The 10,865-nt window shown below is 71.5% G+C and carries 7 protein-coding genes; 5 read left to right on the forward strand and 2 right to left on the reverse strand.

The window, feature by feature from the left end; genetic code table 11:
* The first annotated feature begins 94 nt into the window (after positions 1-94).
* Positions 95-3,163 (forward strand): excinuclease ABC subunit UvrA, encoded by a 3,069-nt coding sequence (gene uvrA, locus ACYSUO_RS31235; protein WP_461779567.1) that lies wholly within the window; start codon positions 95-97, stop codon positions 3,161-3,163.
* A 93-nt stretch (positions 3,164-3,256) separates the two neighbouring features.
* Here uvrA and ACYSUO_RS31240 read toward each other — a convergent pair whose 3' ends face one another.
* On the reverse strand, positions 3,257-4,195 hold the full coding sequence (locus ACYSUO_RS31240) for a carbohydrate kinase family protein (protein ID WP_461779568.1): 939 nt from the start codon (positions 4,193-4,195) through the stop codon (positions 3,257-3,259).
* Positions 4,196-4,381: 186 nt separating this feature from the next.
* Positions 4,382-5,332: a hypothetical protein gene (locus ACYSUO_RS31245; RefSeq protein ID WP_461779577.1), complete on the reverse strand. Its 951-nt coding sequence runs from the start codon at positions 5,330-5,332 to the stop codon at positions 4,382-4,384.
* Between the two features lie 160 nt (positions 5,333-5,492).
* Here ACYSUO_RS31245 and uvrC point away from each other — a divergent pair, with 160 nt between their 5' ends.
* From uvrC to whiA, 4 genes are read left to right on the forward strand one after another with little or no spacing between them, the layout of a single operon-like run.
* Positions 5,493-7,580, forward strand: a complete 2,088-nt coding sequence (uvrC, locus tag ACYSUO_RS31250) for an excinuclease ABC subunit UvrC (protein ID WP_461779569.1) — start codon at positions 5,493-5,495, stop codon at positions 7,578-7,580.
* Complete coding sequence (gene rapZ / locus ACYSUO_RS31255; RefSeq protein ID WP_461779570.1) at positions 7,577-8,641, forward strand: RNase adapter RapZ; 1,065 nt, start codon at positions 7,577-7,579, stop codon at positions 8,639-8,641. The genes uvrC and rapZ overlap by 4 nt, the downstream gene beginning before the upstream one ends.
* Positions 8,638-9,675, forward strand: coding sequence for a gluconeogenesis factor YvcK family protein (locus tag ACYSUO_RS31260; RefSeq protein ID WP_461779571.1), 1,038 nt, complete (start codon positions 8,638-8,640; stop codon positions 9,673-9,675). Before rapZ ends, ACYSUO_RS31260 begins: the two co-directional genes overlap by 4 nt.
* Positions 9,666-10,691, forward strand: coding sequence for a DNA-binding protein WhiA (whiA, locus tag ACYSUO_RS31265; RefSeq protein ID WP_461779572.1), 1,026 nt, complete (start codon positions 9,666-9,668; stop codon positions 10,689-10,691). Before ACYSUO_RS31260 ends, whiA begins: the two co-directional genes overlap by 10 nt.
* The last annotated feature ends 174 nt before the right edge of the window (positions 10,692-10,865 follow it).

The following is a 10,865-nucleotide window of genomic DNA, read 5'->3' on the forward strand; positions in this document are numbered from 1 at the left end:
TCCGCCTCGATCGCGGCGTGAGCGCCTCGAGAGTCAGACCTCGAGAGACGGGGGCCCGCCCCTGTCACTTATCTCCAGAAAGGTGCGGACCGGCGTGGCCGACCGTCTCATCGTCCGTGGCGCGCGCGAGCACAATCTTCGGAATGTCTCGCTCGACCTCCCGCGCGACTCCCTCATCGTCTTCACCGGTCTGTCGGGCTCCGGTAAGTCCTCCCTCGCGTTCGACACGATCTTCGCCGAGGGGCAGCGCCGGTACGTCGAGTCGCTGTCCTCGTACGCCCGCCAGTTCCTCGGCCAGATGGACAAGCCGGACGTCGACTTCATCGAGGGCCTCTCCCCGGCCGTCTCGATCGACCAGAAGTCCACGTCGCGCAACCCGCGCTCCACGGTCGGCACCATCACCGAGGTCTACGACTACCTGCGTCTGCTCTTCGCGCGCGTCGGCAAGCCGCACTGCCCGGAGTGCGGCCGGCCCATCGCCCGCCAGTCGCCGCAGGCCATCGTCGACAAGGTCCTCGAGCTGCCCGAGGGCAGCCGCTTCCAGGTCCTGTCGCCGCTCGTGCGCGAGCGCAAGGGCGAGTTCGTCGACCTCTTCAGCGACCTGCAGACCAAGGGCTACTCCCGCGCGCGCGTGGACGGGCAGACGATCCAGCTGTCCGAGCCGCCGACGCTGAAGAAGCAGGAGAAGCACACGATCGAGGTGGTCGTCGACCGCCTCACCGTGAAGAGCTCCGCCAAGCGCCGTCTGACCGACTCCGTGGAGACCGCGCTCGGCCTCTCCGGCGGCATGGTCGTGCTCGACTTCGTCGACCTCCCCGAGGACGACCCGGAGCGCGAGCGCATGTACTCGGAGCACCTGTACTGCACGTACGACGACCTGTCCTTCGAGGAGCTGGAGCCGCGCTCCTTCTCCTTCAACTCGCCGTTCGGCGCCTGCCCCGACTGCACCGGCATCGGTACGCGCATGGAGGTCGACCCCGAGCTGATCGTCCCCGACGAGGACAAGTCGCTCGACGAGGGCGCCATCCACCCGTGGTCGCACGGGCACACGAAGGACTACTTCGGCCGCCTCATCGGCGCCCTCGCGGACGCGCTCGGCTTCCGTACGGACATCCCCTTCGCCGGCCTCCCGCAGCGCGCCAAGAAGGCCCTCCTGAACGGCCACAAGACGCAGATCGAGGTCCGCTACCGCAACCGGTACGGGCGCGAGCGCCGGTACACGACGCCCTTCGAGGGCGCCGTCCCGTTCGTGAAGCGCCGGCACAGCGAGGCCGAGTCGGACGCGAGCCGTGAGCGCTTCGAGGGCTACATGCGCGAGGTGCCCTGCCCGACCTGTGAGGGCACGCGACTGAAGCCGCTGATCCTGGCCGTCACGGTCATGGGGAAGTCGATCGCCGAGGTCTCGGCCATGTCCATCAGCGACTGCGCCGACTTTCTGAGCGAGTTGAAGCTGAACGCGCGCGACAAGAAGATCGCCGAGCGCGTCCTGAAGGAGGTCAACGAGCGGCTGCGCTTCCTCGTCGACGTCGGCCTCGACTATCTGTCGCTCAACCGCGCGGCGGGCACCCTCTCCGGCGGCGAGGCCCAGCGCATCCGGCTCGCCACGCAGATCGGCTCCGGCCTCGTCGGCGTCCTGTACGTGCTCGACGAGCCGTCCATCGGCCTGCACCAGCGCGACAACCACCGACTCATCGAGACGCTCGTCCGGCTCCGCGACATGGGCAACACGCTCATCGTGGTCGAGCACGACGAGGACACGATCAAGGTCGCCGACTGGATCGTCGACATCGGCCCCGGCGCGGGCGAGCACGGCGGCAAGGTCGTGCACAGCGGTCCGTTGAAGGAGCTGCTGGCGAACCCCGAGTCGATGACCGGCCAGTACCTGGCGGGCAAGAAGGCCATCGCGATGCCCGACATCCGGCGGCCCGTGGACCCGGGACGCCGCCTCACCGTGCACGGCGCCAAGGAGAACAACCTCCGCGACATCGACGTGTCGTTCCCGCTGGGCGTCCTCACGGCCGTCACCGGCGTATCGGGCTCCGGCAAGTCGACGCTGGTGAACGACATCCTGTACACGCACCTGGCAAGGGAGTTGAACGGGGCGCGTTCCGTTCCCGGCCGGCACACGCGCGTGGACGGCGACGACCTCGTGGACAAGGTCGTGCACGTCGACCAGTCGCCCATCGGCCGCACCCCGCGGTCGAACCCGGCGACGTACACCGGAGTCTTCGACAACGTCCGCAAGCTGTTCGCCGAGACGACGGAGGCGAAGGTCCGCGGCTACCTGCCGGGGCGCTTCTCCTTCAACGTCAAGGGCGGCCGCTGCGAGAACTGCTCCGGTGACGGCACCATCAAGATCGAGATGAACTTCCTGCCGGACGTGTACGTCCCGTGCGAGGTCTGCCACGGTGCGCGCTACAACCGGGAGACCCTTGAGGTCCACTACAAGGGCAAGTCCATCTCCGAGGTCCTGGACATGCCGATCGAGGAGGCGCTGAGCTTCTTCGAGGCCGTCCCGGCGATCGCCCGCCACCTCAGGACGCTCAACGACGTGGGCCTCGGCTACGTCCGGCTCGGGCAGCCCGCGCCGACGCTCTCCGGTGGTGAGGCGCAGCGTGTGAAGCTCGCCAGTGAGCTGCAGAAGCGTTCCACGGGGCGCACGGTGTACGTGCTCGACGAGCCGACGACCGGTCTGCACTTCGAGGACATCAGCAAGCTCATCACGGTGCTCTCGGGCCTCGTCGACAAGGGCAACACGGTCATCGTCATCGAGCACAACCTCGACGTGATCAAGACCGCCGACTGGATCGTCGACATGGGTCCCGAGGGTGGCAGCGGTGGTGGTCTCGTCGTCGCGGAGGGCACTCCGGAGGAGGTCGCGGCCGTCCCGACGAGCCACACCGGCAAGTTCCTGCGCGACGTCCTCGGTGCCGACCGGGTCAGCGACGCGGCCGTGCCCGCGGCGCGTCCCCGTAAGGCGGCGAAGAAGACCGTGGCGGCGACGAAGGCCCCGGCCAAGAAGACGGCCACGGCGAAGGCGGCCGCCGCCAAGCCGGCCGCGAAGAAGGCGACGGCGAAGACGGCGACGGCGGCCAAGTCCACCAAGGCCGCGGCGAAGAAGCCCGCCGCCAAGAAGGCGACCGGGAAGGCCCGCAAGGCCTGACAGAGGCCCGGCCTCGCCGGAGGACGAGCGACGGCGCCCCGTGGGAACTCCCCACGGGGCGCCGCGCGTTCAGTACTCAGCCGGCCCCGGTCCTCACCAGGCCGGATCCACCAGCTCGGTCGCGTACGGAGGCTCCGCGCCCGCCCGGGAGCAGGTGACCGCCGCCGCCCGTGCGGCGAACCGCAGCAGTCGGGACCAGTCGTCGCCGCCGAGCCCGGCGATCCCGGCGGGGGAGAGGGCGTCCTGGCGCGAAAGCCCGTGCAGCAGCGCCGCGTTGACGGTGTCACCGGCACCGATCGTGTCCACGACGTCGACCCGCTCGCCCGGCACCGAGTACTCGCCCCCGTCCCGCGTGAGCGCGGTGAGCCCCTCCCCGCCGCGCGTGATCACCACGGCGGCGGGCCCCGCGGCCAGCCACTCCTGCGGGGCGCCGCCCAGCCACTCGGCGTCCTCCTCGGAGAGCTTCAGCAGCGTCGTCGACGCGAGCCAGCTCTTGAAACGGGCCCGGTAGGCGTCCGCGTCGGGGATCAGGCCAGCCCGGATGTTCGGGTCGAGCGCCGTGCACACGCCCTGCGCGGCGGCCCAGCGCATCATGTCCTCGTACGCGGTGGCGCCCGGTTCGAGCACCAGCGAGCAGGTGCCGAACGACACCGCGCGCGTGCCGGTCGGCAGTGCCTCGGGCACCGCGAAGAGCCGGTCGGCGGTGCCCTCGACGTAGAACGAGTACCCGGCGGAGCCGTCGGCGCCGATCGAGGCCACGGCGAGCGTCGTCGGCTCGTCGCCCCGCTGCACCGGAGACACGTCCACCCCGGCCGCCCGCAGGCCGCCGAGCAGGGCCTCCCCGAAGGCGTCCCGCGACACCCGCGAGCAGAACGCCACGGACGAGCCGAGGCGGCCGAGCGCCACCGCCGTGTTGTATGGGCCGCCGCCGAGACGCGGGGCGAGGGCGGGCAGCTCGGTGACGGGTGAGCCGTCGGTGGGCACGCCCTGTGGGACGAGGTCGATCAGTGCCTCTCCGGCGACGACGATCACGGTGCTTCCTTTCGAGCGGGCGGGTGTGCGGCGGGTGCGGTGGGGCCCGCTGTGCACGTCGACGCTAGAGCCTCACGCCGGACGCGGCACCCACCTCACGCGAACCGGGCAGGCACGCCGCGGACCCGGGCACGTACACGCTGCATCCGGGCACGACCCACTCTCGGCCCCATCGCCGTCTGGCCCTCACTCCCAGTCCCACCCGATGCCCACGACCCCCGCCCGCACCTGCGGCTCCACCATGTGCACCGACCGGTGGGAGCCGCTCAGCGCGAGTTCGTGGCGGCCGTCGCGCGGGCCCGCGGCCGACCGCTGGGCGAAGCGGTGGCAGCGCACGGGCAGCGCGTCGTCCGCGAACCGGACCTGGAGCGCGTACTGCCCTCCGGCGGAGCCGAACCCCCGGACGTACTCGGTGGCGGGCCTGGCCGTCCCGTCCTCGAAGCCGTACTGGAACATATGGGTGTCACCGGCCCGCAGCCGCGCGTCGAAGAGCAGCTCCGCGACCAGGACCCCCGTCCCGTCGTCCCAACGCACCCGCCCCGTACGGCAGTTCTCCATGGCGTACACCGCCACATCCGACGGGGAACACCCCGGATCGCCATGGTGGACGGCCATATAGCGATCCACGCCGTCGCGGTGCGCCCGCACGATCTGCTGCGAGTCCCTGCCGAGGAGCTGCCGGTGCGCGCCGATCCGCACCCGCTCGTGGTGCCCGACCGTGTGCACCCCGCCGTCCGGCGGGGACCCCAGCTCCGAGAGGAGCCGCTCGACGGTCCCGGACGCCTCGGTGAGGGAACCGTACGAACGGACCGCGGGGCGCCGTGGCGCGGCCGCGTCGGGGGCCGGACCGAGCAGCCGGATCAGCGACTCCTCGGGCAGTTCGAGGATCTCCTCCAGGGCGCGCACGGCCCGCATCGACTCCGGACGCTGTGGCCGCCGGGCGCCCTGCTGCCAGTAACTCAGGCTGGTGAGGCCGATGGTGACGCCTCGGCGGGCCAGATGGTGCCGTACGCGGTGCAGCGGCAGTTGCCGGGCAACGATCGCGGCCCGCAGGGCGCTGTGGAACGGGCCGGAGCGCAGAGCTCCCGCCAGGTCCGGTGCCTGTGCCGCGTCCACTTGCCGTTCGCCGAGCCGCATCCGGGCCTCCTGCTTGTGCGCGCCGCGCCCGCAGGCCGTCACTGGGAACAAGTCACCCGGCATTGAAGCGTGCCGCCCCGCCCCCGACAAGACTTCGGGACCGGGCGCCACCGCAGCCGGGCACCCCGAACTGTCACACACCGCCAGTAGGGTGTCTGACATGGCCGACCCCTCCAGCTACCGCCCCAAGCCGGGACAGATCCCCGACTCTCCAGGGGTGTACAGGTTCCGCGACGAGCACCGCCGGGTGATCTACGTCGGGAAGGCGAAAAGCCTGCGCCAGCGCCTGGCGAACTACTTCCAGGACCTGGCGAACCTGCACCCCCGTACGCGCACGATGGTCACCACGGCCGCGTCCGTGGAGTGGACGGTGGTGTCCACGGAGGTCGAGGCGCTGCAGCTGGAGTACTCCTGGATCAAGGAGTACGACCCCCGGTTCAACGTCAAGTACCGCGACGACAAGAGCTACCCGTACCTCGCGGTGACGATGAACGAGGACTTCCCGCGGGTCCAGGTGATGCGCGGCCAGAAGAAGAAGGGCGTGCGCTACTTCGGTCCGTACGGGCACGCGTGGGCGATCCGCGACACCGTGGACCTGCTCCTGCGCGTCTTCCCGGTACGCACGTGCTCCAAGGGCGTGTTCAAGAACGCGGAGCGCACCGGCCGCCCCTGCCTGCTCGGCTACATCGGCAAGTGCTCGGCGCCCTGTGTGGGCCGCGTCACGCCCGACGAGCACCGTGAACTGGCCGAGGAATTCTGCGACTTCATGGCGGGGCGTACGGGGACGTACATCCGGCGCCTGGAGAAGGACATGGCCGCGGCCGCCGACGAGATGGAGTACGAGCGGGCGGCCCGCCTGCGCGACGACATCGAGGCGCTCAAGAAGGCCATGGAGAAGAGCGCGGTCGTCCTCACCGACGCCACCGACGCCGACCTCGTCGCCCTGGCGGAGGACGAGCTGGAGGCGGCCGTCCAGATCTTCCATGTGCGCGGCGGACGCGTGCGCGGCCAGCGCGGCTGGGTCACCGACAAGGTCGAGGCGGTCACCAGCGGTGACCTCGTCGAGCACGCGCTGCAGCAGCTCTACGGGGAGGAGACCGGGGACGCCGTCCCCAAGGAGGTCCTCGTCCCCGCGCTGCCCGACCCCCTGGAGCCCGTCCAGGCCTGGCTCACGGAGCGCCGCGGGGCGAACGTGTCGTTGCGCATCCCGCAGCGGGGCGACAAGAAGGCGCTCATGGAGACGGTCCACAGGAACGCGCAGCAATCGCTCGTCCTGCACAAGACGAAGCGCGCCTCCGACCTGACCACGCGCTCGCGCGCGCTGGAGGAGATCGCCGGCGCCCTCGACCTGGACAGCGCTCCGCTGCGTATCGAGTGCTACGACATCTCGCACCTCCAGGGCGACGACGTCGTGGCCTCCATGGTCGTCTTCGAGGACGGTCTCGCCCGCAAGAGCGAGTACCGCCGCTTCGAGATCAAGGGCTTCGAGGGACAGGACGACGTCCGTTCCATGCACGAGGTCATCACCCGCCGCTTCAAGCGCTACCTCTCCGCACAGGAGAAGTCGCGCGAGTGGTCGGACGAGGAGCCGGACTCGGCCGACAAGGCCGAAGGCGCCGAGGAGACGGTGGTCGAGGAGTCGCGCCTCACGGAGGACGACGGCCGGCCCAAGAAGTTCGCCTACCCGCCTCAGCTCGTGGTGGTCGACGGCGGCCAGCCGCAGGTCGCGGCGGCCAAGCGGGCCCTGGACGAGCTCGGCATCGGCGACATCGCGGTGTGCGGCCTCGCCAAGCGCCTCGAAGAGGTCTGGGTGCCGGACGAGGAGGACCCGGTGGTCCTTCCCCGGACCAGCGAGGGGCTCTATCTGCTCCAGCGCGTCCGTGACGAGGCGCACCGCTTCGCGATCACCTACCAGCGCAGCAAGCGGGCCAAGCGCTTCAGGGCGGGCCCGCTGGACGACGTGCAGGGGCTCGGGGACTCGCGCAAGCAGGCACTGCTCAAGCACTTCGGGTCGGTGAAGCGGCTGCGGGCCGCCACCATCGACCAGATCTGCGAGGTCCCCGGCATAGGCCGCAAGACGGCAGAGGCCATCGTGGTCGCCTTCGCCAAGGCCGCGCCCGCCGCGCCCGCGGTGAACACGGCCACCGGAGAGATCATTGAAGACGAGGACGGCACGACGGACGTGCCGACCGGCGGGGACCCCGTCAGCGCGGGTGCCCCGGAGGAACGACGGGGGCAGGAGTCATGAGCGAGCAGGACCACGAGAGCAGCGACACCAGCGGCACGCCACAGGGCCCCGCAGCACAGGAACAGCCGCAACCACAGCACGGAGCACACGTGAGCACGGGCACCGGATCAGGGACAGAACCAGGTACGGAACCAGGCGCGGACCCGGACACCGCGGCGGGAGCCGGCAAGGCCGCCGAGGCGCCGGGCGTCCCCGACGCCGCCATCCCCGAGCTCGTGATCATCTCCGGGATGTCGGGCGCGGGCCGCTCCACGGCGGCGAAGTGCCTGGAGGACCTCGGCTGGTTCGTCGTCGACAACCTGCCGCCCGCGCTGATCCCCACCATGGTGGAGCTCGGCGCCCGCTCGCAGGGCAACGTGGCGCGGATCGCGGTCGTCGTCGACGTAAGGGGACGGCGCTTCTTCGACAACCTCCGGCAGTCCCTCGCGGACCTGGAGGCCAAGAACGTCACGCGGCGCATCGTCTTCCTGGAGTCCTCCGACGAGGCCCTGGTGCGCCGCTTCGAGTCCGTGCGCCGTCCGCACCCCCTCCAGGGCGACGGCCGCATCGTCGACGGCATCGACGCCGAGCGCGAGCTGCTGCGCGAGCTGCGGGGCGACGCGGACCTGGTCATCGACACCTCCAGCCTCAACGTCCACGAACTGCGCGCCAAGATGGACGCCCAGTTCGCCGGCGAGGAGGAGCCCGAGCTGCGGGCCACCGTCATGTCGTTCGGCTTCAAGTACGGCCTGCCGGTCGACGCCGACCTCGTGGTCGACATGCGCTTCCTGCCGAACCCGCACTGGGTCCCCGAGCTGCGCCCCTTCACCGGGCTCAACGAAGAGGTGTCGAACTACGTCTTCTCGCAGCCCAGCGCCAAGGAGTTCCTCGACCGCTACACCGAGCTGCTCCAGCTGATCGCCGCGGGCTACCGCCGTGAGGGCAAGCGCTACGTGACGATCGCCGTCGGCTGTACGGGCGGCAAGCACCGCTCCGTCGCGACCTCGGAGAAGCTCGCCGCCCGCCTCGCCGCGCAGGGCGTGGAGACCGTGGTCGTCCACCGTGACATGGGACGGGAATGACGGGACGTACTCTGCGGCTCACCAGCAGGATCCGCCGCAGGACCTCGCCGGTGAGGCCGGGCAAGGGCACCACCCCGAAGGTGGTGGCCCTGGGCGGCGGCATGGGCCTGTCGGCGTCCCTGGCCGCGCTGCGCCGCATCACGAACAACCTCACCGCCGTCGTCACGGTCGCCGACGACGGGGGCTCCAGCGGCCGCCTGCGCGACGAGCTGGGCGTGCTGCCGCCCGGCGATCTGCGCAAGGCCCTCGCGGCCCTGTGCGGGGACGACGACTGGGGCCAGACCTGGGCCCGCGTCATCCAGCACCGCTTCCAGTCCAAGGGCGAGCTGCACGAGCACGCGGTCGGCAATCTGCTGATCGTCGCCCTGTGGGAGCAGCTCGGCGACCATGTGCAGGCCCTGGACCTGGTCGGCAAGCTGCTCGGCGCGCAGGGCCGCGTGCTGCCCATGTCCGCCGTCCCGCTGGAACTCCAGGCACTGGTGAAGGGGCACGATCCGACACGCCCGGACGACATCGAGACCGTGCGCGGTCAGGCCACGGTCGCGCTGACCCGCGGCGAGGTCCAGTCCGTCCACGTGGTGCCGCGCGACCCGCCGGCCGTCCCCGAGGCGGTCGCCGCGGTGCTCGACGCGGACTGGGTGGTGCTGGGCCCGGGCTCCTGGTTCTCCTCCGTGATTCCGCATCTGCTGGTCCCGGAGTTGCTCGACGCGCTGGTCGAGACGAAGGCCCGCAAGGTCCTCTCGCTGAACCTCGCGCCGCAACCCGGAGAAACTGAGGGGTTCTCCCCGCAGCGTCATTTGGAAGTTTTGGGACGACACGCACCTAAACTCGCCCTGGACGTGGTGCTGGCCGACGAGGCCGCCGTGCCCGACCGCGAAGAGCTCATCGACTCCGCCAAGGAGCGTTTCGGTGCCGCGGTCGAGCTGGCGCCGGTGGCCAGGCCCGACGGAACTCCGAGGCACGACCCGGAGCTGTTGGCCGCCGCGTACGACCGTATTTTTCGGATGCATGGAAGGATCGGCCCATGGCGATGACGGCAGCGGTGAAGGACGAGATCTCCCGGCTTCCCGTCACCCGGACCTGCTGCAGGAAGGCCGAGGTCTCGGCCATTCTGCGGTTTGCGGGCGGCCTTCACCTGGTGAGCGGCCGCATCGTGATCGAGGCGGAGCTGGACACCGCGATGGCCGCACGGCGGCTCAAGCGGGACATTCTCGAGATCTTCGGGCACAGCTCGGAGCTGATCGTGATGGCGCCCGGCGGGTTGCGCCGCGGCTCGCGGTTCGTTGTACGAGTGGTGGCGGGCGGCGACCAGCTGGCCCGCCAGACGGGCCTGGTGGACGGCCGCGGCCGTCCGATCCGGGGCCTGCCGCCGCAGGTGGTCTCGGGGGCCACCTGTGATGCGGAGGCGGCCTGGCGCGGCGCGTTCCTGGCGCACGGCTCGCTGACCGAGCCGGGGCGCTCCAGCTCGCTCGAGGTGACGTGCCCGGGCCCGGAGGCGGCGCTCGCCCTGGTCGGCGCCGCTCGCAGGCTGCAGATCGCGGGCAAGGCCCGTGAGGTGCGCGGCGTGGACCGCGTGGTGGTGCGCGACGGCGACGCGATCGGCGCCCTGCTCACCCGCATGGGAGCGCACGAGTCGGTGCTCGCCTGGGAGGAGCGGCGGATGCGCCGCGAGGTCCGCGCCACGGCGAACCGGCTCGCGAACTTCGACGACGCGAACCTGCGCCGCTCGGCCCGCGCCGCGGTCGCGGCCGGCGCCCGGGTGCAGCGCGCCCTGGAGATCCTCGCCGACGACGTGCCCGAGCACCTCGCCGCGGCGGGCCGCCTGCGCATGGAGCACAAGCAGGCCTCCCTGGAGGAGCTGGGCGCGCTCGCCGACCCGCCGCTGACCAAGGACGCCGTCGCGGGCCGCATCCGCCGCCTGCTGGCCATGGCGGACAAGCGGGCCCAGGACCTCGGCATCCCCGGCACGGAGTCCAACATCACGGAGGACATGGCGGACGACATGACGGAGGAGATGGCGGAGAGCCTCGCGGAGAACATGGCGGGCTGATTCGCACGACAGCTCCGAAAAGCCGGTGGCGGGGGGGGGGGGGGCGGGCCCCCCCCCCCCCCGGGGGCCCCCCCCCCCCCCGGGGGGGGGCCCCCCCCCCCCCCGCCCCCCCCCCCCCGCGGGCGGGGCCCCCCCCCCCCCGCGCCCCCCCCCCCGCCCCGCCCCCCCCCCCGG

It is taken from the genome of Streptomyces sp. UC4497, assembly GCF_054871485.1.

What these genes read in the sequence shown, in the direction of transcription:
- uvrC (WP_461779569.1), top strand. Translation starts at nt 5,493, where the DNA reads ATGGCCGACCCCTCCAGCTACCGCCCCAAGCCGGGACAGATCCCCGAC.
- ACYSUO_RS31260 (WP_461779571.1), top strand. Translation starts at nt 8,638, where the DNA reads ATGACGGGACGTACTCTGCGGCTCACCAGCAGGATCCGCCGCAGGACC.
- rapZ (WP_461779570.1), top strand. Translation starts at nt 7,577, where the DNA reads ATGAGCGAGCAGGACCACGAGAGCAGCGACACCAGCGGCACGCCACAG.
- whiA (WP_461779572.1), top strand. Translation starts at nt 9,666, where the DNA reads ATGGCGATGACGGCAGCGGTGAAGGACGAGATCTCCCGGCTTCCCGTC.
- ACYSUO_RS31245 (WP_461779577.1), bottom strand. Translation starts at nt 5,332, where the DNA reads ATGCGGCTCGGCGAACGGCAAGTGGACGCGGCACAGGCACCGGACCTG.